Raw genomic sequence first — 22,945 nt, forward strand, 5'->3', positions numbered from 1 at the left:
CATTTTTTAACGAAATTTAAGTTAGTTTATATTGTTAACTAACAAAATACTTTTACAGGTAATAATTATGGAAAGCCTTTTAGTCAACTTAAGAAAGTATCGTCCTCGGGAAAATACGGATCCCCTTGAAAACTTTATAACAGAAGCATTTGCTTGGCTGTTGCGAAGTAACCGCGAGGTTTTACAGAGCGTATTCGAATGTATAAATAATAAATTGCAATCGTCAATTAGTGCACCCGATGGTGAAGTTTTTATATCAACGCAGGAAAATTTTAATAATAAGTTCCCTGATTTAGTTATAAGTTGGGAGACCTGCACCTTAGTGTTCGAACATAAAGTAAAATCAGACTTACATCAAAACCAGCTGAAAAACTATCGTGAGTATGCATCTGAAACTTATGACGATTACAGAATTATATTAATAACAGCTACTCCTTTTCAACATGCTCAAAATCCAGATGCAGCATTGTGCTGGGAGGATATTTATAAATGCTTAATAAGTTTAGTTGATAAAGTAAATTATGAGCACGCAAGTTGGGCAATAGAAGATTTTTTATCATTACTTAAATCTGAAGGATTAGGACCAAAGTCCCCAATGAATCGTTTCTCTATTGCTCATTATTTAGAAGCAGTAAAATTTATTGAGCAAGTTGACTCGATCTTTAAAACGGCTCAAAAACGAGAATGGCCGTTACAAACTATCGGGATGGAACCCGTATTTAAACGCCAAGGAACTGAGTCAAGAGTTGGGTTAGAATTTTGCCCTATCATTAAAAATAAAGGCAGGCAGTGGCTTCCCGGTATATTTTGCGGTGTGTTGCTCGATGGAAGAGATCACGGAGTTAAAGAATTTATAAATAATGAATTAAAATTATGCTTAGTTTTTGATTTCAATCGAACAGGCCAAGAGATGATAAAAAATTCAGACAATTATAATAATTTAAAAGCGTGTTTTAAATTATTATTTAATGATTGGGAGTATATAGATACTGCTGTAGATCCGAGAGCCAAGCATAATAAATGGCATCCAATTGTTATTTTAAGGTCAATGCTTTCTTTGTTTGAACATGCCAATACTCATCAAGAGCAAGTAGATATAGTGCTAGAAGTTTTTACAGAATTACAAAATACACTCATGATACAGCCTGAATTTATAAAGCTAGTTGAAGAGCTCACAGTGACAAAATAAAACGTTAGTGATTATATAAATGGGTTTAATAATAATCTTAGACCATATCATTATAGCGCTAGCGTAGTGCTAAACGAGTTTAGGTTAGATACAAAAACTCTAAAACTGTGGCCAAATTTTATTGACCACTTGTATCTTGAGGCTTCTGGTACACAGTCAATGGGAGTGATTTTTTAATGAATGGAAAATCTGTTGTGGAGCCTGTACGGATTCTGTGTAACTGCCCGTTTTTAGATTTTATTCATTATTAAAATTCAAATTCTAATGCGAGCCTAAAACTATGATTTTTTTCTGATTGGCTTATCTCAGTGATAAAACCCGCTTCCCATTTTAATTGTTTTTGTCCATCAAAACGTTGCAAACCTATAAAACCAGGGCCAATTCCTACAAAGTCTTCACCTACGTAAACCTCAATAGATGGTTGAAAAGCAGAACGATACCGGTAGCGATATTGTGCTCTAAACTCACTTTCCCATTCGTTTTGAATATCCTGCCCCCATTCATAAACCAAAAAAGCGTTTAATGTTAGGCTTGTTTTTCCAAACTCTTTTTCGATCACAAAACCCGAGGTTGCTTCGTATACATCTTCGTTATGTTTTTTTTCAAGCTCAAATAATGCGCCCCAATCAGCCCATAACTTACCTTGCTCAATTAACTGCCAGCGCAATTCAAGCTCGTAAGCTTCTAAGCTAAAATCGCCGTTATCGTCTCGCTCACCAACTAAATACCCTTCTAGTGCCATTGTATCGCTAATAGCACCACCACCACCTAAGCGCTGCGCTAATATATTGCCACTATCAGTTTGATGCGATACCAGTCGCCACTCAAACTCACGTTCAAAAGGTAAAACATAGGGGTGATATACCTTATCAACAACAATACCATCAGCACTTGCCTGGGTTGGAAGTAACAACACACAAAAAGCGGTAAAACTAAGCGCTAAATATAGGTTGAGTGCTTTCATACACGTTCCTTAGTCATTGAAGCTGGAATAACGTAACAAATTAATAAAAATAACACGCTGCTTGTACTATATATAAGTACACTCATTAAATCAGGAGTGGCCTCGTAACCAACAAGAGCACGCAGTACGCGGCCTAGCTCAGAGTTTTCGCTTAACAAATCACGTAAATCCCACACGGTTGAGGTGTTGGTAATTAAGTCTATTTGGCTTGCCAAATCCAGTGCGACTAATAACTTAGCCGCGCTGTTAAAAGCAAGCAAAGTAAAAAGCGGGTACATACCAAAACGGTGCTTAATTGCATTCATTAAAAAGTACAGCAATACGCTAAAACTTAAACAAATTCCAACACCTAATAAAGTGCCAATAAATAAGCTTTGCCCTGCATCATTATTTTGCCAAAAACTGGTGAGGTAAATAATATAGTGGCTTAAATACAGCGTTATTGTGCTTATAACTGCGATATAAAATGCCGCTGACTTTTGCTTTAGTGCAAATACCAACACAGCAATAAATATAGTAATACATAGCCCTATTTGTGAGTACTCTAACCCTTGGTATTCAAACCACTGGCTCACCCACGATGCGCTTTGCATGTACAAAAACGACATTACCGCGCCAATTAATACAGCAGAGCATATTCGCAAAGAACTCTGTTTTTTTACTACTTGTAGTAGCACTAATAAAATAGCCACAGGTAGTAATTGATTAAGGCTCATGACTAAACTATTTATTAACATGCTGTGCCCCTTCATCGCTAACTATTACAACGCCCCTAGCTGTATTTGGCGAAAACTCACCAAAAAACTTGTAATACCCTTTACTAAGCGGTCCTATATAAATAATGCTTTTACGATTTGGGTAGAGCACTTTTTCTCTGTTTAGATCAAAACTATCAAACTCTTCTGGTGTACTATCTTGGTTTTCTATCAATAGCTTTACTTTTTTATTCGCGGGAATAGTAATTTGTGAGGGATAGAACAAGTGATCTTTTAAAATAATAAGGTACTCTTTACTCGCCGCGTTAAACGACAAAAATAGCAAACAACAAAGGCATTGATTAAATAAACGTCTAGTCACTTTTTACTCCTGTAAAAGTAATCTTCACGGTTAGCCCGCCTAAATGACTATTCGCTAAATGAATATTTGCGTCATAAATAGCAATTATGTGTTGAACAATCGCCATGCCTAAACCCGCGCCTTGCTCGCCTGATGGATGCTGATCGCCACCTACGCGATAAAAGCGATTAAATATTCGGTCTTTTTGCTCTTCAGTCATGCCTGAACCTGAATCATCTATTTGCCAACTATAGTCATTATTACTAGATGCTAATTTAATTATTATTTGACCATCATTAGGTGTGTATTTAATAGCATTACTGAGTAAATTAGAGATAAGCGTCGTTAATGTAAACTCATCACCATTAATTACAAAATCATTACCTTCGAGGCTAATAGTTTGGTTTTTTTCGTCTATTTTATCGTATTGCTCCGACACGGCTTGTTGAGTAATAGTTAGCAATGACTGTTCACTAAACTGCTTTTGCCACTGTTCTGGCTGAGTGCGTCCTAAAATTAGCATTTGTTCAACAATATTACTTAAGCGATTAATACCTTGTGACATTGCTTTTAATTCTTGATTATTTTGCGAGTTACTTTGTTTATTAGCTAAATTATGTACATTAATTTTTAGACTACTAAGCGGAGTACGTAACTCATGAGCTGCATCTGAGGCAAAAAAGCGCTCTCGTAAGTAGGCAGTTTCTACTCGTTTAAATAAATCGTTTAAACGATTAATAACAGGTTTAATTTCTTCGTCGGTTACTTGCCAGTTAATTGGGGTAAAGTCGTTTGCTTGGCGAGAAGCCAACTGCCTAGACAGTCGGGTAAGAGGGGCTAATGCGTATTTAACAAAAAAGCTTATAAAAATAGCAAGCAGAGGAACTGCCCATAACATAGGTAACATTGCCGATAAAATAACGGCTTCAGCTAATTCAAACCGCTTTGCCATAGGTTCAGCAACGATAACCTTACGAGTATTTTTTCTCATTACAAACACTCGCATACGTTGCCCTGCTAAATTTGCAGTTTGAAGTCCTTCACTAAAATTAACACAGTTATTTGATAAACTCGATGAGCCACTAAGTAAACGATTATTATGCCAAATTTGGTACAACAACTGAGCACTATTACTACTTACTTGTGCTGCATTTGTGGTTAGTGCTAATGGTTGTTCAATTAAAACGCCAGCCACTATTTTAAGCTCATTATCAAGTAAGTTTTCACCGTGGTGCATGCTTTTTTGATAGCCTTTTACTAATGCTAAAAAACAGGTTAGCACCATCATTGAAAGTAAAATTAAGGTCAGGCGTTTACGAATAGACATTTTCAACCTCGAAATATAAACATACTCTAACGCTTACCAACCACGTAGCCGATACCACGTAAGGTTTTAATAAAATCGCTAGGGAATTTTTTACGAAGATGATGAATATGTACCTCTATGGCATTAGAGCCAACTTCTTCACCCCATTGGTAAAGTTTATTTTCGAGCTGTTGTTTTGATTGCACCCTTCCCAGATTTTCCATCAGCGCTTTTAAAAGCATGTATTCTTTTCGTGGTAGGGTAAGTGATTGCCCACTTAGCAATACTGTATGGGCAGAAGTATCCATTACTACATCACCACAGCGCAATAAGCTTGATTGTGTTTGATTAATGCGCCGACTTGCTACTCGCAATCGAGCAAATAACTCAGCGGGGTCAAACGGCTTTGCAAGGTAGTCATCAGCCCCCATATCAAGCCCTTTAACTTTGTCGTCAATACCGCCGCGAGCAGTTAAAATAACCACCGGAATAACTTTTTTTTGCGATTTAATATGTTTTAAAACTTGCGAGCCGTCGCCATCAGGTAATCCTAAATCGAGAATAACAAGCTCAATTTCACCACTAGAAAGGCACTCTAAGGCGTGTTTTACTGTGCCACTGTGCTCTACGCTGTAGCCCTCTTGGCGCAAAGAGCGAATAAGCCCTTGTGCCACTAAGGCATCGTCTTCAACAAGTAATAAATGCATTGTGTGTTTATCTTTTTAGTTTTTTATCTACTTTTACTAATAGCTGGCTAATTGCTTGTTGACGATATTCATCTGCTTTTGCACGAGTATCACGAATGCCCGCTGCTTGTGCTACAAGTAGTCGTGCTTTAGCTTGTTTATAATCGCCTTCGCCATACAAGTATTCACCGTATAAGTAATTAGTATCAATGCCTTTGAGATTAAAAGCGAGTGCTTGTTTAAATAATTTTTCAGCTTTGTCGTCATCACCAAAACCAATTGGCCAACCAGGTACTTTGCTGTAAAGCGTTGCAAGGCTTGCGTAAGCCGATCCATTTAATGCAGCACCATCTATTGAAAGTGCATTTTCAAGTGACGCTTTTGCCTCTTTTGCTAAACCAAGTGCACCCAAGCCACCTTTTGCGCCGGCAAAACTAGCTAACACAATACCATTCCAAATATGCGGTTGTGCCGAGTTAGGGTAGTTTTCAACAAATAACGCGCTTTGCTCACTTAATTGCGTAAACGCATCTATTTGCGCATCGTCTTCAAGCTCGTAGTTGGCAATAGCCCACTTTTGTTGAATAGAAATTAGGTCTTGCGCTTCATCTGCCTGTACTACGGTGGTAAATATAGCCGTTAATATTAAATAAAATGCGAGTGTAAATTTATACATAATTTTGCCCTTGTGTGTGTTTGTTAACTTAAAAAGCGTTTAATTTTAGGAAGTTGCTTTGCAATAGCGTTATCAACAACGCTTGGGAATACGCCATTTATGCGTGCAAATAATTTTTCAGGAAAACCAATAAAGCGCCTTGTTTGGTTTGAACTTATTAGTGCTAATAACTCTTGAGCAACTAATTCTGGCGAGTCCATTTTATTACCGAGCTCTTTATTTATTGCCCGCGCTTTACTGCTATTAATAGATGTATCTGTTGCTCTTGGTGCTAAATAGGTCACTTTAACGCCTGAACCATTCAACTCACGTGATAATGCCTCTGTAAAGCCACGTAAACCAAATTTACTGGCGCAATAAAGCGTTTGAAACGGGTAGCCAATACTGCCAAACGATGATCCCACATTAACAATAGTGCCTTTGGTATACTCTAACTGTCCTAAAAATAGCTGGCATAGTTTAATAGGCACCGACAAATTAGTCATGAGCATATTATCTATTTGCTCATTACTTGTGTGCTCAAGGCTTTGCATTGTATTTATACCTGCGTTATTAATAAGTAATTTAACGTCACCGAGTTGCTTGGCTTTTATTGCTAGGTCAATACGTGTTGTATCGTCGGTTAAATCGCCTGTAAATATTTCACTGTCTGGGCATTCACGGCTCAGTTTTTCAAGGGCTTGGGTATTTCGCCCTACAAGTAGTAACTTCCACCCTTTTGCATATAGGGCTTTAGCAATTGCTTGCCCTATTCCGCCTGTTGCACCAGTGAGCACACATAAAGAACTACTCATGCCAATTTGCCTTGTGCACTTGCTTTAAAAAGTGGTTCGTCATCGAGTCCACGAAATATATCGCCGTATAAACGATAAAAGCGCTTTGCACCATGAAGTATGGCTTGTTGATCCGCCTCGTCTGTTATTTGGTTCATAAGGTTTTCAAAAAACTTTACATGCTCTATATCAAGTGCACCGTGAGAGGTTAAATAACTAAATGCTTTTTTAGGTAAGCCCACAGCATTTGCAATGTTTGAAGCCGCGCCATCAGCAAGCGCTATAGAAGTGCCTTCAAGTACATGCACCATGCCAAAAAAACTCAGCGGGTTTTTACGTGCAATGGAGTCGTACGCATACGACACCATCATTTCGGTAGCAAATTGCGGCTGACTACACCGTACTGTTTCTTTGTCAAAACCACAGGCTGCAATATCATTAAGTACCCATTCTTGATGACCTATCTCTTCTTCAATGTATTCTGCGACGGCTTCGCGCAGCCACTCTTGTTCGTCGGTTAATCGTGCACCAACCGACATCATTAAAGGCACAGTGTGCTTAACATGGTGATACGCTTGCACTAAAAACGAGGCATATTCTTCAAGTGATGCTTCGCCTTTAAAAACACGCTGGATAATCGGCGCTGCAAGCAGGTAATTTTGCTCTTGTTTAGTTTGCTCTTTAAGGGTGTTAAAAAAATCACTCATTAATTACTTCTCCAAGTCGGTAAAATTGCTCAAACACATCATGGTACTGCTTACTTATGGCATCTCGTTTTGGGCGATTATTTGTTGTTAATAATCCTTGTTGCACACTTAATGGGGCAGCTAAACGATGCCACTTTTGAATTCGAGCATAGTCGGGTAGTTGTTTATTAATTGCGTTAATGTATTGAGCTAACACTGGGTTACTTAGCTTTGTATCGGCGTAAATAATGGCACTCAGAAAAGGTCGCCCCTCACCAAACACAACCGCTTGTAAAATACCGCTTTGACTGAGTAATAGTGATTCAGGCCACTCGGCACTGATGTTGCGCCCCATGCTGGTAATAATTAGGTTTTTTAATCGGCCTTTAATAAATAAGGTATTTTGATGCTGCTCGACTAGATCACCGGTTCCATACCACTGTTTTTTGTTGTGAGGTTGATGGTTTAAGTAGCCTAAAAACAAATCGCCTTTTATAAAAAGCTGGCCATTTTCAATTTTGGTTTGAATATGAGGTAACACAGAGCCTGCACTTTGGCGGTTATCGTTTGTGGGGGTATTTAAACTCACTACAGATGCCGCCTCAGACAGCCCATAACCTTGATACACCGGTAAGTTTAAGCTACGCGCTTTAACTATTAGCATTTCGCTGACAAGCGCTCCACCCACTGCAATAAACTGCAACGAACTAGGCGGTTGCCAACCTTGCTCAGCAAAAGTAACTAAGCATGCTAATAGTTCAGGTACTAAAATAAGCGTATTTGGCTTAACTTTATCAATAGCAGCAATAAGCTGTGCGGGCTGTTTTAATGCAGTTCCAACAAAGCCTAATTCATTTAATGGTATTAAGTGTACTGTACCGCCACTTTTTAAAGGGGCATACACACCAGCTATATTTTCAAGCAATACAGCTAGTGGCAATAAACATAAATGAACAGGCTTTTTAATATTAATTTTATCGCAAAGAGATTGAGCTACCTGCATTTGGCTCTTTGCAGATAAACACACGCCCTTTGGCTGCCCAGTTGAGCCTGATGTAAATGTTACTTTTTGAGTTTCAGGAAAGTAACTGTTCGGTTTAGCCACAACTATTTCGTAAATATATAACGTGTAAAGTTCAAACACAGTAATAGAGGCAACAGGCTCCTCAAGTAAATGGTTTAGCGTGTCGCTAATAAATAAATTAGCGCCGCATTGCACTAATACATATTGAGTTTGTTGTTCACTGAAAAAGTGAGCAATTGGCACAGCCACTTTATTAGAAACCGCTGTAGCAGCATCAATAACAAGCCAAGCGGGTGTATTATCAAGCTTATAAGCGATACCTTTGCCGCTAAAGCCTTGTAGTATTTTTACTACTTTTTGTATTTGCTGGTTAAACTCATCGCCGTTAATTTCACGTGTTTGATCTTTATTATGGGCAATAATTAATGGCGATACTGAATGAGTATTATAGTAATTCATACATTCACCAATGCATTTACCAAAGAATTGATATTGCAGTGGTTTTGCTGCATCAAACTATAAAGCATTGGGGTATTTAATACTTGTTGGTGAGCTTGCTCTAGGCTCACAATGCATACTGTTGGTTGGTTGGCGTAATAGCTGCCCCACTTTAATGGGTTCTCAACTACAAAACTGCTCGCAAGTGCAATTTCAGTACACGTAACACCAAGTAAGCGCAATAAAGCACGCACTTTGTTGGTTGCACAAAACACTAAATGTTTTGCCCCCACACTTTGCAGAGCTTCGTTAACAATAATAAAATGTGCAAGAGTTGCTCTTCGATTTGTAGAGCAGAGATTACCAAGTTCAAAAATTTTATTGCGAGAAATGCTCTCATCTAAAAAATCTTCAACGGGTGATGCTAAATATTGCTCAATAAACAATGGCGAAGTTGCTTGCCTTAGCCCTAACGTGCACTTTCCTTGCTTGGTAACATATTGGCAAAGTAGTGGCATAAAAGAAGTAAGCTTAGCGTTATACGCAACTAAAAAACCTTCTTTCACTGTGTTTTCGAGATTTTTTCGATGCACATCATCAATACGAGCACTAATAAACTGACTGTTATTTTGTGTTAAACCTAATGATGTAGAAGTGTGGGCTAATTGCATAAGCTCGCTCATTTAAACCTGTTTATATTTCAGGGTTTAAACTTAACGAGTGAAACTTAAAGAAAACTTAAGAAATTTAATTTAAATGAAAAAAGCGCCTAACCACTACAATACAGATTAAGAGTAGAGCCTGCTTCTATTTATAAGTGATTCTATTACTTTTGGTTGGATGACCGAGTGGACTCGAAATGCCGACTCTAGCATGTCAAGGCTTTTTTAGATTAATTTATAGCTGTACTTTTTGGTTGATAATGGTTTTGTTGCATAAAATCTTCTAAAAACCATGCAGCAAACTCGTGTCGGCCTTCTACATCGGCTTTGCTGTAAATATCGGAAGCTTGTTGACGGACGGTTTTTTCTTTTGTGCTTCTTAGCGCGCTTATTTCTTTAAAGCTTAGGCCTTTAAGTAACAACATGGCGACTTCTTGCTCACTGCGTGTCAATGCCCACTGTGAAAACTGGGTTTGAATAACGCCACTGTATTCATGGCGCGCATCCATCATTGTTTGTGATATGTTTTTAAGTTCTTTTTTTGAATGAGCTAATTTTTGTTTCAGCACATTGATATTGGCGGTACTCGAACGAATATCTCTAAATAAGTAAATAGCACCGGCTGCGGAAATGGCAACGATTAAGCTCTCAGAAAAAATATGCCACAGTGGTACTCCTAGTTTCAAATCTATTATCACATCAAAAAAGTTTAGCACCATTATTATTAACAAGGTGGCTGCGATTAACTTGTCTTTCATTAAATCCTCTATTATCAATTATTTATAAATACAATGGACATATGTCCCATACCGTGAGTCACGCTTTTTTTGGGTACGTACGGCGTTTGCCTGATGATTTAACAGTCTAAAAAAGTCATGGTTCATTCTATGAAATTAATCAAATGTGAACAAACGCAATGCTGTTAAATTTTACAACAAAAATTCTTCACTTTTTACGTATTCAATATACGTTATTTTTATTCTTTATGGTGGCTTTATTAACACTTATCCCTGTGCATGCTTCACAAAATTTAGCACCTGTAGAGCTTTCTTCACTCAGTGGTTTTGATGTCGAATTTGCGCCAATTCAAAAAACAGAGTTTATTAACGGGCAAAGTTTAATTGGTGAAGTCAATTTCAAACCCGGGGTCAATTACACGGTGCTGTTTGCGTTTGATGTACAGCAGGTTCGTTACTTATACCCTAACGGCAGCATGGTAGAAAAGGGCGCCACTATCGCAAGCGTTGAGGGCAGCGATGTACACCATTTTTTAGATGCCTATCAATCAGCAAAAGACATGCTCGCTATTACTAAAAGCCATTACGACATAAACCAACAGCACTTAAAAAACAAAATAATAAGAAGCTCTGAATGGGTTGAAATTACTAAAAGCTATTTTGAAGCCAAGCTAAATTTTGAACATATGCAACATCAAATGGCATTTTTAAACATTGATGATAATGAAAACGTGACCTTAGTGAGTCCAAAAACGGGCATTTTAAAACTCACTAATGAGTCGGGAAACCGTGTGATGGGTGACACCGCGTTTGATATTATCGATGCAAGTAGTATTCGCGTTAAGATTAATGTCCCCCTTAGTTTTACCAACACGTTAGCGCATTTTAAGCTGTCACAAAATTGCAGCTTAAATATTGAGAGCTATGACAGTATTGTAGATAAATACCATCAAATAGTATGGGCGTCGCTAAGCTCGAATGAGTGCCAGCTGACACTGGGGCAAACCATCAAAGTCACACCGGTAAATAAATTAACAGGCTTTAAAATAGCAAAGTCAGCGGTGTTTGAATTTGAAGATGTTAATTACATTGCTTTAAAATCTGGCGATAACCTTGAGTTACTGCCGATTGAGCTCAAAGGTACACAAGGCAAAGACTACGTGTTTACTGCCAATAAAAACCTAGATGATCAGAAGATACTAATAAGCTCGGTAAGTGCGCTACAAGGTATGTTGCTTCACTTAGGGGGAGAGTAAATGTTAAACCAGCTTATTAAGTTTTCACTTACTCAGCGTTTGTTTGTTAGTATTTTTGTTATTGTTGCTATGGCCATTGGCGCTAAATCTTGGTTAAGTATTCCGGTGGATGCTTTTCCAGAAATATCGCCCACCCAAGTTAAAATAGTTTACAAATTACCCGGCATGAACGCCCTTGAAATAGAATCGCAAGTAACACGGGTGATTGAAACCGAATTACTGGGTATTCCGTCACAGCAAATGCTGCGCTCTACTACTAAATATTCTATTACGGATATTACCATTGACTTTAAAGAGGGCACCGACATTTATTGGGCCCGTCAGCAAGTTAATGAGCGTTTATTAAATATTTTGCCCACCTTGCCCAGTAATATTAGTGGCGGCATGGCGCCAATGAGCACGCCTTTGAGCGAGGTGTTCATGTTTACTATAGAAAGTACTCACTTATCGCTGATTGAAAAAAGAGAGCTTTTAGATTGGCAAATTCGTCCATTGCTGCGCACTGTAACCGGCGTTGCAGATGTGAATAGTCTTGGCGGCTTTTCAAAAACCTATGAAATACTTCCCAACACCTTATTGATGCAACAGCATCAAGTTAGCTTTGATGAAATGAAGTTAGCAATCACGCAAACGAATCAAAACGGTGGCATAGGGCGCTTAGAAAAAGGCAACGACACTTTTATTTTGCGCACTGAGGGCAAATACACCGATATAACCGCCATTGAAAATACTGTGATTAAGTCCACTCAAAATAAGGTTATTCGGTTAAGTGATATTGCCACGGTACACGTTGGCAGTTTAACCCGTTATGGCGCAGTCACTAAAAACAGTGAAGAGGCGGTACAAGGGCTTATAATTGCGCTTAAAAATAGTAATACAGCGCAAGTTGTTGAAGATGTAAAAGATAAACTTCGCACCATTGAAGCTTCATTACCGCAAGGCACAAAAATTAATGTGTTTTACGACCGCTCTAACTTAATAAATACCGCAATTAGCACCATTACCAGCGCATTAGGCCAAGCTATCATTTTAGTGATAGTGCTACTAGCCTTGTTTTTAGGCGATATTCGCTCTTCATTGGTGGTATCTTTGTCTTTACCTATGTCGGCATTGCTGACGTTTATAATGATGAATCAGTTTGATTTATCGGCTAATTTAATGAGTTTAGGTGGCTTAGTGATTGCCATTGGTATGCTGGTGGACTCATCGGTAGTTATTGTTGAAAACATAGTAAATCGGCTGGCTAATAATCAGCACCTCCCTCGGCTGCATGTTATTTATCGCGCATGTAAAGAAGTCGCGACGCCAGTGTTTTCAGGCACAATCATTATAATTATCGTGTTTTCACCGCTATTAATGTTAACAGGGCTAGAAGGCAAGTTATTTACCCCAGTGGCGTTAACTATCGTGTTTGCCATGCTAAGTGCGCTGTTGTTGTCGTTAACGGTTATTCCAATTTTAGCCTCGTTGTTATTAAAAAATGAACCCGTAACCCAACCTAAAATGGTGACGCTATTACAAGGCTTTTATACTAAAACACTTGCCCAAGCAATTAAAAAGCCGGTGGCTATTAGTGTTATATCAGTCGCTGTTTTAGTGCTCAGTGGGGTGTTATTTCAGGGGCTTGGCAAAAGCTTTATGCCCGTTTTAGATGAAGGCGACATTATTGTGCAACTGGAAAAATCGCCGAGTATTTCCTTGCAAGCCTCGCTGGATATCGATAAACAAATTGAAGCCACACTGCTAAAAAACACCCCAGAAATCGTACAAATTGTTGCCCGTACCGGCTCCGATGAACTCGGGCTTGATCCTATGGGGTTAAACGAAACCGATGTGTTTATGGAATTAGCACCAAAAGATACGTGGCGTTTTGACTCCAAAGCGCTGCTAATCGAGGATATTCGACAAACACTTACGCAATTTCCAGGGGTAAATATTGGCTTTACTCAGCCAATACAAATGCGGGTATCAGAAATGCTCACCGGTGGTACCGGTGATATTTCGATTAAAGTATTTGGTAATGATATTGCGACACTTGCCTCATTAGCTGAAAAAATCACTGCACTTGCCACTAATATTGACGGCGCAAGTGATGTGCAAATGGCGCTTATTGAAGGGGGTAAATACGTAAATATTAAACTTATTCCTGGGGTTGCTAGTCAGTTTGGTTTAACCACCGAAGGATTAAGCGATTATTTAAAGTCGCAATTAGAAGGCTTGCAGGTATCGGCACTTCAAGAAGGAAACCGCGTGATCCCAATTGTGTTTAATGCACAAAAAAGCGAAAGCGCAGCACACTTTGAGTTATCGTCAATGAGCGCATTAAAGCAAAAGCTAATTTTAATGCCCGACAACAGCCTACTACCACTTGAAGAGGTGGCTAATATTAGCTTTAAAACGGGGCCATTGTTAATAGAGCGAGAAAAAGCAAAACGCTTTGCTTCTGTAAGCGTTAATGTGGATAACCGCGATGTGGTTAGTTATGTGAATGAACTGGAAGCTAAAATTAATAGCAGCATAAAATTACCCAGTGGTTTTACCTTGTCGTTTGGTGGCGAATTTGAAAGCCAGCAACGTGCAACACAAAACTTGCTGGTGCTTATTCCGGTGGCATTAATACTGATTTTCATTATTTTATTTACCACGTTTAAATCGTTATCTAAATCAACGCTGATAATTGCTAATATTCCGTTTGCGTTAATGGGGGGAGTGATTGCCCTGTTTATTAGTAACGAATACCTCTCGGTGCCTGCATCGGTTGGTTTTGTTGCTTTACTTGGCGTAGCGGTACTCAATGGTATTGTGATGATCAGCCACTTAGAGCAAATGAAAATGTTTTCTGCCAATGTAATGCAGCGCATTTTAGATGGCGCAAGCAGACGCCTTCGCCCAGTGTTAATGACAGCCACAACCGCAATGTTTGGTTTACTGCCACTGGTATTCGCTACCGGCCCTGGCGCTGAGATTCAAAAGCCATTGGCGATTGTGGTTGTTGGCGGGTTAATTACCTCAACAATTACAACACTTTATTTACTGCCTATCTTTTATGGTTGGTTGGAGAAAAAACATGGCTGAACAGTTACTTTTTACCCTAAATGTACCCACAAACATAAAAGATGAAGTGGTTGATATATTAATTGGCATAGACTGCATTACCGGCTTTAACTTAAAAAACATTGAAGGCTACAGCAAGGAGCACAGTGAATTTGATATTGCTGAGCAAGTAGAAGGGCATCGCAGCTTTTATCAGTTTGAGGTGCATATATTATTAGCGCAGCTACAAATTATCAAAACAGCATTAAGCCCTGTATGCCAACACACATCATTAAAATACTGGGTTACGCCTATATATGAAAGCGGGCGTCTTAGATAATTAATACCCTTATAGTTAGATCATGATATGTATATTTAGTTAGGGGCTCTCTACACGGTCAGATACATAAAAGTCGTCAATATCAGCTGCTGGGTTATTGGATTCTGCCTTATTGATGTTATCAATAACTTTTTCTAACTCTCCAGCTGAAAGAGATTGGAACGCTCGCTTAAGCCGGGAGATGATGCCTGAGCTTTTTTATTCTGCATTGATATGTTCTGAGCGATGAAGCTGCAAATTTGGTAGGTGCGGTGTTATGGCGCTCTATTAAGCTTTGTTCAGTAAGCTTACGCGCTTTTGCTATCGTTAATTCAGGTACTTCACCTAATTTGGTATTGGCTATGCCAGATGGTTTAGGGAAATTAGAATAGAAAATGGCTGTACCAGACTTGGTGAAAATTAGTCGAATATGGTGTTGTGCTTCGTATTTCGATAATTTTTTAGTCCGACTAGATTTAAGGCCTTGTTTTCCAATGCTTTTTTCTTCAAAAAATATGATATTTTGAGCCAGCGTAGCACACCGATTTATGTGCTGCATAGAAAACGGCGGTTTGAGCTGATTCCATTCTATTTTTGCCTTAGTGTACTGAGCCTTGGTAAGTGTTGATAAAGAGTTTTTCACTTTGTTGTAACCTATATAAATAAAGGCCTTACGGCTATTTTTATTGATTAAGATCAACAAAGAAATAGAGAGAAATAGGCATAATTCGCGGCTGTAATTTACACCCCAAAATAAAACGGTGTGTTAGGAATATGTGCTACGATTTAATGAAAAATAAAGGTTTTTAATTGAATTGGACTTGTATTGAAAGTAGTCAAAAAATATTTGGATTAACTCTATCTGTATGTTTTGTAATGATTTTAATTAGAAAGGCTTATAAGTGGCTCTACTCATAAATAACAAATGCATTAACTGCGATATGTGCGATCCAGAGTGCCCAAATGAGGCTATTTATATGGGGGCTAAAATATATCAAATAGATCCCAGTAAATGCACTGAATGCGTAGGTCATTATGATAAGCCTACTTGCGTAAGTGTCTGCCCAATTGATTGTATTAAGCCAGACCCAACCCATAGTGAAACTATTGATGAGCTTGCCGATAAGTACGTAAGGTTAACTAGTAGTTGTTAGGTAATTTGAAGCTAACTTATTGAGGGTTGACATTTTTAATTGGCAGATTAAAACTCACTATAAATCTGTCTTCGTCATTTGTAAAAGCAACTGAACCTTGGTACTTTTCGGCGATGCTGGCCACAATTGATAGGCCAAGCCCAGCGCCGTTTGCTGCGCCTTTACGCCAAAAACGAGTTGCCATATTAGCTAAGTCAGCTTGGTTAATATAGGCGTGGTTACTAATGGTTATTTTTAGTGCTGTGGCTGTTAAATTAGCGGCTAAAATGACTGGTGTATTCGCTTTGCTGTACTTAAATGCGTTATCAAGTAAATTACGACACACTATAGTGAGCATGGCACTGGGAATACAGTACACTGGCTGGCTTGCTGTTATATTATAGGTTAAGCGGGCGCTATTGTTGTTTGATTCTGTTGCCACAGTAGTAATTAACGACTCAAGTTCCCAAGGCTCTGTAATGTTTAGCGGCGTGTCGGCATCTACATGGGCTAACACCAGTAGATTGTCTAAAATAGTATTTAATCTATGCGCACTTTTTTTAGCTTGCCCTAGTGCTTTTTGCTGGGTGGCATCTTGCGTAAGCTCAGCTAATTGTATTTGCGCTAAAATGCCGGCTAGTGGGGTTCTTAGCTCATGCGCGGCATTACTGGTAAAGTGTTTTTCGCGGCTGATCCCTTTTGCTAAGCGGGCCATTAAGGCATTTTGGCTAGTTATAAGCGGTTGCAGTTCTTTTAAAGGCTGGTTTAACTGTATCGGTTCTAAGTCGTGACTGCCGCGTTTTTCAAGCGCGTGTATTAATAACTTTATTGGCCGTATTCCTGTGCCAATTGCAAACCAAAGTAATATTAGGGCAACAAAAATAGCTAACGCCGGTGGAATGAGTATGCTAATGAGCAAGTCGTGATAGAGCACATCGCGCTCGGCCACTTTATCGGCAATGGTAATTTTATATTGCGCAGTAATTAAGGTGAATGTACGCCACTGCGCTTGTCCAGAGCTTAAATAACTAAAACCTTGGTTTAAGCTAGGCTGATTGGGAAACGATTGGCTGTTACTGCTGGCAATTATACTGCCTTGCAGGGAGCTAATTTGACAGGTTAGACCTTTTTCAGTGTTTACCCCACTGGCATTTATAATATCAGGGAGGCTTTTACTGAGCGCATCTTTGGGTACGTGGGCTAAAATGTTACCTAACATAAAAGCGGTTGAGCGCAGGCGCTGATCAAAGTTAACCTCTAACTTATTGTTTAACCCCGATATCATCCACACACTGGCGATAAGCCAAAAGCCTAAAAATACCGCTGCAACCAATACCGTTAACCGTAACCGCAAGCTCATTAGTGGCTCACCTCTATTGTGCCTAATCTAAAGCCTAGGCCACGTATGGTTTCTATTGCCGGTGCGCCTAGTTTTTTACGTAAATTAAAAATATGTACGTTAAGTGCGTTACTCGCTACATCATCGCACACGCCATAAAGTACATTTTTTAACTGGCTTTGGGTTAAAATTTGTTGCGGACTATTTAAAAAGGTTTGCAGTAATAAGTCCTCGTTACGTGACAAGCAAACAAGCGTGCCATTGAGCAATGCTTTATGTTGCTCTAAATCGTATTGCAGTGCGCCGTGAGTAACTGTATTGCTGAGCCTATCGCTTGCGCGGCGCTTTAAGCTTAATAGCCGCGCTAATAACTCTCTTAAATCAAAAGGTTTTACCAGGTAGTCGTCGGCGCCTTTTTTTAATCCAATAACTTTGTCATCTATGGTATTGCTCGCGGTAAGAATAAGCACGGGTAGCGAAAAACGATTGTCACGCAGCCAGCTTAACCAGTTAATGCCATTACCATCGGGTAGGTTTAAATCAAGAATGCATAAATCAAAATTGCTCGATTGCATATAAGTAGTGGCTGCGCTTAGTGTACTAACGTGCTCAACGGCTAGCCCTTGGTGGGTTAAGTAAGTACAAATAGCGTCGGCTATTACGTCATCATCTTCCACTAACAATACAAACATACTCGCTACCCTGTTTAAAATACCCTAGCTAGAATACCTGTTTCCATTGGTGAAGTAACGGCTATGTGCTTATTTACTATTAATTTTTGCTCTTAATATTGGCTTAATTAACGCTTTGTATACTATAGCGGCTAACCGTATTTAAAGAAGATTTATAGCTATGTTAAGTATTTCACTCGGGCCGTTTGTTATTGCCATTTCGCAGCTTATTATTTTATTAGGCTTAGGCATATTTTGGTTGCTTACCTATTTACAAACCCGTAAGCAACCACAGCAAAAAGCAATTTTAGACACGGTATTTAAAGCATTTGTAGTGGGCTTTATTGTTGCGCGATTAATGTTTGTTTTGATTATGTGGGATGCGTATCAAGAAAACTGGTGGCAACTTATTAATATAAGTGATGGCGGCTTTATACCTTCTTATGGCTGGGTGGCGGGTGCGCTTGTGTTGGCGCTGTATGCGCGAGGCAAAAAAGCAGTGCTGAAAACCTATTTCATAGCGGCTATTGTCGCGTTGTTGACCATTATGGTGCCTACCTTTGCTGCCTCTATTTATAAAACTGGGGTTGAGCTGCCACAATCTGCGGTATATAACCTGCGTGGTAAAGAGGTTGATTTACAGTCATTTAAAGGCAAACCTGTCGTTATTAACTTTTGGGCGTCGTGGTGCCCACCGTGCCGTAAAGAAATGCCGGTATTACAGGCTGCGCAAAAAAACAATCCTAATATAGCTTTTGTTTTTGTTAACCAAGGAGAGGATTTATTTACGGTACAAAAATTTATTAATGCTGAGCAGCTCGACTTACGCAATGTGTTTTTTGATCAAAACAGTAATGTAAGTCGTGAATCCGGAGCTGCTGGGCTACCAACCACGCTTTTTTATAGCAGTGATGGCAAATTAGTAACCAGTCACATGGGAGAGCTCTCACACGCGAGTTTGCGTTATTACATGCAAGCTATAAATCAACAGTCTGCACAATAAGGATGCCTCATGAAGTTAATTTATTTATTGCCATTACTTGCGTTTACCTCGCCCATATTGGCTCAACAAAAAGCACTGCCAGCACCCCTTAAGTTAGTTACTGAGCAAGGCGGCGAAATAGTCAGCGAGTTTGCAGCGCCTGCCAACATGAAAGGCTATGTTGCCGACTTTAAAGGCCAAGTTATTACTTTATATATCACCGCCGACGAGCAATATTTATTTACCGGGCCTATGCTTGACGCCAATGGTAATAATATAGGAGAGCAAGCGGCAAACGACTACGCTACAGGCCCTAAAGCGCAAAAAGACTGGCAAACATTAGAGAGTAGCCATTGGATAGTTGATGGTTCAGCCTCGGCAAAGCGAGTAGTTTATACCTTCACTGATCCAAACTGCCCTTACTGCAGACAGTTTTGGCAAAATGCGCGTCCTTGGGTGGATGCGGGTGAGGTACAAATACGCCATATTTTAGTGGGTATTTTAAAAGCCGACAGCTTAGGCAAAGCGGCGGCTATTATGAGTGCAAGCAACCCTAAAGAAGTGTTAAAAAAGTTTGAAAACGATAATTTAGCGCGTACATTACAGCCGCTAAAAAATCCACCTGAGCACATAAATGCGCAATTAATGAAAAACCATCTAATAATGATGGGGGTTGGTGCCAGAGCCACCCCCGCTACTTTTTATCACGATGCTAATGGTGCGGTAAAAATGCAAATGGGGTTACCGCCTGCGCCATTAATGACTGAGATCCTCGGCCCACTGCCAAGTAAGCCAACCAAGTAAACAACCAACCAAGTACATAGTGTGCAACGTCAAGCCGGTAAAAGTTTTACCGGCTTTTTTATAAATAACGTTAAACATTGTTACACTTTGTTATTTACATAAGCTATTCAGTAAGTTATAGACTTTATTAATCGGCCATTAAGTTTGGCGCTGTAGACTTAGCAGCAATTTTTGACCCGCTATTGACCTTTATTGATAGCGCTGCCGCTAAGTATCAAAAGCGCATAAAACGGAACCGCACACTGTCATGAGTACTTGCAATAATCGCCCCTTTTCACTACCAGCATTAACATTTATAAAATCAGCGCTGTGTTTATCTGTTTTATCTGCCATAGGTAGCGCGTATGCGGCGCAACCAGCCATACCTGTTAAAAATAATGCCGGTATAGAAGTAATAGAAGTACGAGGGATTCGCTCCAGTATGGCCGAAAACCTCGACATTAAACGCATGTCTAGCTCAGTTGTTGATGCTATAACCGCAGAAGATATTGGTAAGTTTCCAGATAAAAACGTAGCCGACTCATTGCAACGTATACCAGGGGTAATGATTGAGCGTGATGGCGGCGAAGGCGCATCGGTAAGTATTCGTGGTTTGTCGTCTGAGCTTACTTTTACTCAGCTTAACGGTAATTTTATTGCCTCGTCACCAGGCGAGCCTTCGCGTTCGTTTGATTACACGCTACTCCCTTCAGCCATGATAGCCAGTGTTGAGGTATATAAATCGCCCGAAGCGCGTTTAGATGAAGGTGGTGTAGGCGGCACAGTATTAATGCATAGCCGTAAGCCGCTTAGCATGGAGGCAAACTCTGGAGTACTCAATGTTGAAGGTACTTACAGTGATGTAACGCAAAACAGTGAGCCACAACTAACCGGTTTATATTCTTGGAAAAACGATGCAGAAACGCTTGGTTTTTTAGTAGGGTATACTCGCCAAGAGCGCACCAACCGTACCCTCTCTGGTGGCACCGATGCCAATGTGTGGCGCTACACAGGTGATGGCCAACCGGTAGATGTAAATGGTAATGCGGTAAATAACAATAATAGCTGGGATACAATTACCGATACCAATGGTAATAATTATGATGGCGTGTGGTTTCCACAAGTCGTGCGCGGCTCGGTACTTAATGAAAAACGTGAACGTGAAGGCATACAGTTTAGTACGCAGTGGCGTCCAACCAATCGTGTAGAAATAGGATTAAACTATTTTGGCTTTACGCTGGGGCAAAACAGAACTGAGTCGGTTATTGATATGCCAGAGTGGTCGTTAAATCCCGATTACCTAACCGATGTGAACTTGGATGAATCGGGCACGATTGTTAATGGTATGCAGTTTGATGCTACAGCGAGTGGCGCACAAGGTGACATGCAGTTTCCGTGGATGCGTGGCAGTTATGTTCGTGAGGAGTCGAGTTCAGATACCTTCGATTTTAATTTAACTTACGAAGGTGATGATTTTAAAGCGCGCTTTGTTGCGGGCAATACTCGCTCAAAAGGCGGCCCAGAAGAAAGTTGGGAGGCCGCCTATAAAAGCTCAAATGCCAGCGAAAACCCAACAACCATTGAAAACGCAGCGCAAAATGCTGGTTGGCAACTTGGTAAAAACGATGTAACCCTCAATATAGACCCAAATACACTGGCTAATTTACTCAGTGGCGTAGGCGGTGGGCGCGATCCGGGTTCATCAAACTCAAGCTTTGTACGCAGCGAGCTTGAAGAAAGTTACTACCAAGGCGATCTAGATTTTTACACCGATTGGGGTTTTTTAACAGCCATTAAAACCGGCGTAAAATACCGCGAAGCCACATTGCACCGCGAAACCGGTAATACCTTCTTTTTAGATCCTCGTTTTGATATTGCCGCCGGGGAAGCCAAAGAGGGCGGCATAACCCGCTTTGATAGTTACCAGTGGAATAACGGTATGCCGGCAGCACAAGATGTTTTTATTAACCAAGGCAATATTGCAGGGGGCTTTAATATAAACCAAATGCCCAGTATTGATTGGGATAAATACCGCGATATGATTACCAGTAACTACGTGCCTTACACCCGTATGGAAGACAACTTTGTATACGATATAGAAGAAAAAATAGCGGCTTTTTATCTGCAAGGTGACTTTGAATTTAATCAAGTTAGAGGTAATTTAGGGGTACGGGTTGTACGCAGCAAAACTATGAGTGCTTCTACCGATTTATATACCTACTTTTTAGATCATACCAATGATGAAACAGGGGAGCCTGTTACCGGTGATGATCGCTCAGTCGAGGATTACCAACTTGTAGTGCAACAAAACACCGACACCCAAGTACTGCCTAGCTTTAACATTGCCTGGGATGCCACAGATGACTTAGTTATTCGTGGCGCGGTTGCTAAAGTAATGTCGCGCCCCGATTATGCTGATTTAGGCGCGCAGCAACGCATTAGTTATATTTCAGACGAGTGGGCACAAGACAGAGCCGATTTTAACGAGCAACCTGGCTTTAGTGGCAGTGGCGGTAATAAAAACTTAAAATCGTTTATATCGGTACAAGCGGATTTATCTGTCGAATATTATTACGCAGAAGGCTCAGCAATTGGCTTAGCGCTGTTTCATAAAAAAGTTGATAACTTTGTAGTGCCAGTGGTAATTAACGCCCAACAAAACTTTGCTGGTAAAGACGGTATTGTAGAGGCGGGTAATATAAATATTACTCCTTACAGCACAGTAGGTAATGGCACTAACGCGGTATCTAAAGGAGCCGAGGTGTTTTTGCAACATGCCTTTGATAGCGGCTTTGGTTTTTACGCTAACTACACCTATAACAAAACCAATAAAGCAGAAGTAACCGTAGATGGCGAAGCATTTGGACAATCGCCACTGATCGGTAGTGCTAAGTATCAATATAATACTTCGGTTTATTTTGAGGGTGATGATTTTAACATACGTGCCTCATATAATAAGCGCGGCGAAACGGTACTGGGCTTAAATAGTGGCTTAAACGTGTACCAAGACCCATACGATCAAGTTGATGTTAATGCCTCAATTAACTTATACGAAGGCCTCAGTTTTACCGCAGCAATTATAAACTTAACCAAGTCAGAGTCGGTTACCCGTTTAGGTAACGATAGTGACGCACGGTTACTAAACTCAAGCTACTCGGGCAGGCGTTATTACGCTGGGTTTAACTACAGCTTTTAAACTGCCCCCTAAAGCAACTTTTAATAAGCCGGCTTA

General features: G+C 39.9%; 22 protein-coding genes. 8 read left to right on the forward strand and 14 right to left on the reverse strand.

Annotated features, from left to right (window positions below):
• The first annotated feature begins 67 nt into the window (after window positions 1–67).
• Complete coding sequence (locus tag H5058_RS12740) at window positions 68–1,189, forward strand: PD-(D/E)XK nuclease family protein (protein ID WP_179807905.1); 1,122 nt, start codon at window positions 68–70, stop codon at window positions 1,187–1,189.
• A 247-nt stretch (window positions 1,190–1,436) separates the two neighbouring features.
• Here the strand turns inward: H5058_RS12740 and H5058_RS12745 are convergent, their stop codons facing one another.
• The 11 genes from H5058_RS12745 to H5058_RS12795 all read right to left on the reverse strand — a co-directional run bounded on the left by H5058_RS12745 (window position 1,437) and on the right by H5058_RS12795 (window position 10,218).
• On the reverse strand, window positions 1,437–2,153 hold the full coding sequence (locus H5058_RS12745) for a hypothetical protein (RefSeq protein ID WP_089369100.1): 717 nt from the start codon (window positions 2,151–2,153) through the stop codon (window positions 1,437–1,439).
• Window positions 2,150–2,890, reverse strand: coding sequence for an iron transporter (locus H5058_RS12750; protein ID WP_089369101.1), 741 nt, complete (start codon window positions 2,888–2,890; stop codon window positions 2,150–2,152). The genes H5058_RS12745 and H5058_RS12750 overlap by 4 nt, the downstream gene beginning before the upstream one ends.
• A complete protein-coding gene (locus tag H5058_RS12755) occupies window positions 2,877–3,230 on the reverse strand; it encodes a cupredoxin domain-containing protein (RefSeq protein ID WP_089369102.1) in 354 nt (117 codons plus the stop codon). Before H5058_RS12755 ends, H5058_RS12750 begins: the two co-directional genes overlap by 14 nt.
• The gene (locus tag H5058_RS12760) at window positions 3,223–4,536 is read right to left on the reverse strand and encodes an ATP-binding protein (RefSeq protein ID WP_179807906.1); all 1,314 of its coding nucleotides are present in this window, start codon (window positions 4,534–4,536) and stop codon (window positions 3,223–3,225) included. Before H5058_RS12760 ends, H5058_RS12755 begins: the two co-directional genes overlap by 8 nt.
• 26 nt (window positions 4,537–4,562) lie before the next feature.
• The gene (locus tag H5058_RS12765; protein ID WP_089369104.1) at window positions 4,563–5,222 is read right to left on the reverse strand and encodes a response regulator transcription factor; all 660 of its coding nucleotides are present in this window, start codon (window positions 5,220–5,222) and stop codon (window positions 4,563–4,565) included.
• A gap of 7 nt (window positions 5,223–5,229) precedes the next feature.
• Window positions 5,230–5,877: a hypothetical protein gene (locus tag H5058_RS12770; protein WP_089369105.1), complete on the reverse strand. Its 648-nt coding sequence runs from the start codon at window positions 5,875–5,877 to the stop codon at window positions 5,230–5,232.
• A 23-nt stretch (window positions 5,878–5,900) separates the two neighbouring features.
• Window positions 5,901–6,671 (reverse strand): SDR family oxidoreductase, encoded by a 771-nt coding sequence (locus H5058_RS12775; RefSeq protein WP_089369106.1) that lies wholly within the window; start codon window positions 6,669–6,671, stop codon window positions 5,901–5,903.
• The gene (locus H5058_RS12780; protein ID WP_089369107.1) at window positions 6,668–7,357 is read right to left on the reverse strand and encodes a TenA family transcriptional regulator; all 690 of its coding nucleotides are present in this window, start codon (window positions 7,355–7,357) and stop codon (window positions 6,668–6,670) included. Before H5058_RS12780 ends, H5058_RS12775 begins: the two co-directional genes overlap by 4 nt.
• A complete protein-coding gene (locus tag H5058_RS12785; protein ID WP_089369108.1) occupies window positions 7,350–8,819 on the reverse strand; it encodes an AMP-binding protein in 1,470 nt (489 codons plus the stop codon). Before H5058_RS12785 ends, H5058_RS12780 begins: the two co-directional genes overlap by 8 nt.
• Complete coding sequence (locus H5058_RS12790) at window positions 8,816–9,469, reverse strand: thermostable hemolysin (RefSeq protein ID WP_089369324.1); 654 nt, start codon at window positions 9,467–9,469, stop codon at window positions 8,816–8,818. The genes H5058_RS12785 and H5058_RS12790 overlap by 4 nt, the downstream gene beginning before the upstream one ends.
• Before the next feature lie 221 nt (window positions 9,470–9,690).
• Complete coding sequence (locus H5058_RS12795) at window positions 9,691–10,218, reverse strand: LuxR C-terminal-related transcriptional regulator (RefSeq protein WP_089369109.1); 528 nt, start codon at window positions 10,216–10,218, stop codon at window positions 9,691–9,693.
• A gap of 158 nt (window positions 10,219–10,376) precedes the next feature.
• Here H5058_RS12795 and H5058_RS12800 point away from each other — a divergent pair, with 158 nt between their 5' ends.
• From H5058_RS12800 to H5058_RS12810, 3 genes are read left to right on the forward strand one after another with little or no spacing between them, the layout of a single operon-like run.
• Window positions 10,377–11,453 (forward strand): hypothetical protein, encoded by a 1,077-nt coding sequence (locus tag H5058_RS12800; RefSeq protein WP_089369110.1) that lies wholly within the window; start codon window positions 10,377–10,379, stop codon window positions 11,451–11,453.
• The gene (locus H5058_RS12805) at window positions 11,454–14,528 is read left to right on the forward strand and encodes an efflux RND transporter permease subunit (protein WP_182678489.1); all 3,075 of its coding nucleotides are present in this window, start codon (window positions 11,454–11,456) and stop codon (window positions 14,526–14,528) included.
• Window positions 14,521–14,826 carry a DUF3240 family protein gene (locus H5058_RS12810; RefSeq protein WP_089369112.1) on the forward strand — a complete coding sequence of 102 codons (306 nt, stop codon included), beginning with the start codon at window positions 14,521–14,523 and terminating at the stop codon, window positions 14,824–14,826. Before H5058_RS12805 ends, H5058_RS12810 begins: the two co-directional genes overlap by 8 nt.
• A gap of 169 nt (window positions 14,827–14,995) precedes the next feature.
• Here H5058_RS12810 and H5058_RS12815 read toward each other — a convergent pair whose 3' ends face one another.
• Window positions 14,996–15,448, reverse strand: coding sequence for a hypothetical protein (locus tag H5058_RS12815; RefSeq protein ID WP_225741023.1), 453 nt, complete (start codon window positions 15,446–15,448; stop codon window positions 14,996–14,998).
• A 259-nt stretch (window positions 15,449–15,707) separates the two neighbouring features.
• On the opposite strand from H5058_RS12815, the gene H5058_RS12820 reads away from it, so the two are divergent.
• Window positions 15,708–15,959: a YfhL family 4Fe-4S dicluster ferredoxin gene (locus H5058_RS12820; protein ID WP_182678491.1), complete on the forward strand. Its 252-nt coding sequence runs from the start codon at window positions 15,708–15,710 to the stop codon at window positions 15,957–15,959.
• A gap of 16 nt (window positions 15,960–15,975) precedes the next feature.
• On the opposite strand, the gene H5058_RS12825 is transcribed toward H5058_RS12820, so the two are convergent.
• Window positions 15,976–17,298, reverse strand: coding sequence for a histidine kinase dimerization/phospho-acceptor domain-containing protein (locus H5058_RS12825; RefSeq protein ID WP_182678493.1), 1,323 nt, complete (start codon window positions 17,296–17,298; stop codon window positions 15,976–15,978).
• Window positions 17,298–17,969 (reverse strand): response regulator transcription factor, encoded by a 672-nt coding sequence (locus H5058_RS12830; protein WP_182678495.1) that lies wholly within the window; start codon window positions 17,967–17,969, stop codon window positions 17,298–17,300. Before H5058_RS12830 ends, H5058_RS12825 begins: the two co-directional genes overlap by 1 nt.
• A 160-nt stretch (window positions 17,970–18,129) precedes the next feature.
• On the opposite strand from H5058_RS12830, the gene H5058_RS12835 reads away from it, so the two are divergent.
• The 3 genes from H5058_RS12835 to H5058_RS12845 all read left to right on the forward strand — a co-directional run bounded on the left by H5058_RS12835 (window position 18,130) and on the right by H5058_RS12845 (window position 22,909).
• Window positions 18,130–18,951, forward strand: coding sequence for a TlpA disulfide reductase family protein (locus tag H5058_RS12835; RefSeq protein ID WP_182678497.1), 822 nt, complete (start codon window positions 18,130–18,132; stop codon window positions 18,949–18,951).
• A gap of 9 nt (window positions 18,952–18,960) precedes the next feature.
• Window positions 18,961–19,734 (forward strand): thiol:disulfide interchange protein DsbG, encoded by a 774-nt coding sequence (dsbG, locus tag H5058_RS12840; protein ID WP_182678499.1) that lies wholly within the window; start codon window positions 18,961–18,963, stop codon window positions 19,732–19,734.
• A 247-nt stretch (window positions 19,735–19,981) separates the two neighbouring features.
• Window positions 19,982–22,909 carry a TonB-dependent receptor gene (locus H5058_RS12845; protein WP_182678501.1) on the forward strand — a complete coding sequence of 976 codons (2,928 nt, stop codon included), beginning with the start codon at window positions 19,982–19,984 and terminating at the stop codon, window positions 22,907–22,909.
• Window positions 22,910–22,945: the final 36 nt, after the last annotated feature.

The organism is Pseudoalteromonas sp. SR45-4 (assembly GCF_014163535.1).
GTDB classification, from domain to species: domain Bacteria; phylum Pseudomonadota; class Gammaproteobacteria; order Enterobacterales; family Alteromonadaceae; genus Pseudoalteromonas; species Pseudoalteromonas nigrifaciens.

Excerpts from the sequence above, each read along its gene's own strand:
- H5058_RS12740 (WP_179807905.1), top strand. The coding sequence starts at position 68 with ATGGAAAGCCTTTTAGTCAACTTAAGAAAGTATCGTCCTCGGGAAAAT.
- H5058_RS12745 (WP_089369100.1), bottom strand. The coding sequence starts at position 2,153 with ATGAAAGCACTCAACCTATATTTAGCGCTTAGTTTTACCGCTTTTTGT.
- H5058_RS12750 (WP_089369101.1), bottom strand. The coding sequence starts at position 2,890 with ATGTTAATAAATAGTTTAGTCATGAGCCTTAATCAATTACTACCTGTG.
- H5058_RS12760 (WP_179807906.1), bottom strand. The coding sequence starts at position 4,536 with ATGTCTATTCGTAAACGCCTGACCTTAATTTTACTTTCAATGATGGTG.
- H5058_RS12765 (WP_089369104.1), bottom strand. The coding sequence starts at position 5,222 with ATGCATTTATTACTTGTTGAAGACGATGCCTTAGTGGCACAAGGGCTT.
- H5058_RS12770 (WP_089369105.1), bottom strand. The coding sequence starts at position 5,877 with ATGTATAAATTTACACTCGCATTTTATTTAATATTAACGGCTATATTT.
- H5058_RS12775 (WP_089369106.1), bottom strand. The coding sequence starts at position 6,671 with ATGAGTAGTTCTTTATGTGTGCTCACTGGTGCAACAGGCGGAATAGGG.
- H5058_RS12780 (WP_089369107.1), bottom strand. The coding sequence starts at position 7,357 with ATGAGTGATTTTTTTAACACCCTTAAAGAGCAAACTAAACAAGAGCAA.
- H5058_RS12785 (WP_089369108.1), bottom strand. The coding sequence starts at position 8,819 with ATGAATTACTATAATACTCATTCAGTATCGCCATTAATTATTGCCCAT.
- H5058_RS12790 (WP_089369324.1), bottom strand. The coding sequence starts at position 9,469 with ATGCAATTAGCCCACACTTCTACATCATTAGGTTTAACACAAAATAAC.
- H5058_RS12795 (WP_089369109.1), bottom strand. The coding sequence starts at position 10,218 with ATGAAAGACAAGTTAATCGCAGCCACCTTGTTAATAATAATGGTGCTA.
- H5058_RS12800 (WP_089369110.1), top strand. The coding sequence starts at position 10,377 with ATGCTGTTAAATTTTACAACAAAAATTCTTCACTTTTTACGTATTCAA.
- H5058_RS12805 (WP_182678489.1), top strand. The coding sequence starts at position 11,454 with ATGTTAAACCAGCTTATTAAGTTTTCACTTACTCAGCGTTTGTTTGTT.
- H5058_RS12810 (WP_089369112.1), top strand. The coding sequence starts at position 14,521 with ATGGCTGAACAGTTACTTTTTACCCTAAATGTACCCACAAACATAAAA.
- H5058_RS12825 (WP_182678493.1), bottom strand. The coding sequence starts at position 17,298 with ATGAGCTTGCGGTTACGGTTAACGGTATTGGTTGCAGCGGTATTTTTA.
- H5058_RS12830 (WP_182678495.1), bottom strand. The coding sequence starts at position 17,969 with ATGTTTGTATTGTTAGTGGAAGATGATGACGTAATAGCCGACGCTATT.
- H5058_RS12835 (WP_182678497.1), top strand. The coding sequence starts at position 18,130 with ATGTTAAGTATTTCACTCGGGCCGTTTGTTATTGCCATTTCGCAGCTT.
- dsbG (WP_182678499.1), top strand. The coding sequence starts at position 18,961 with ATGAAGTTAATTTATTTATTGCCATTACTTGCGTTTACCTCGCCCATA.
- H5058_RS12845 (WP_182678501.1), top strand. The coding sequence starts at position 19,982 with ATGAGTACTTGCAATAATCGCCCCTTTTCACTACCAGCATTAACATTT.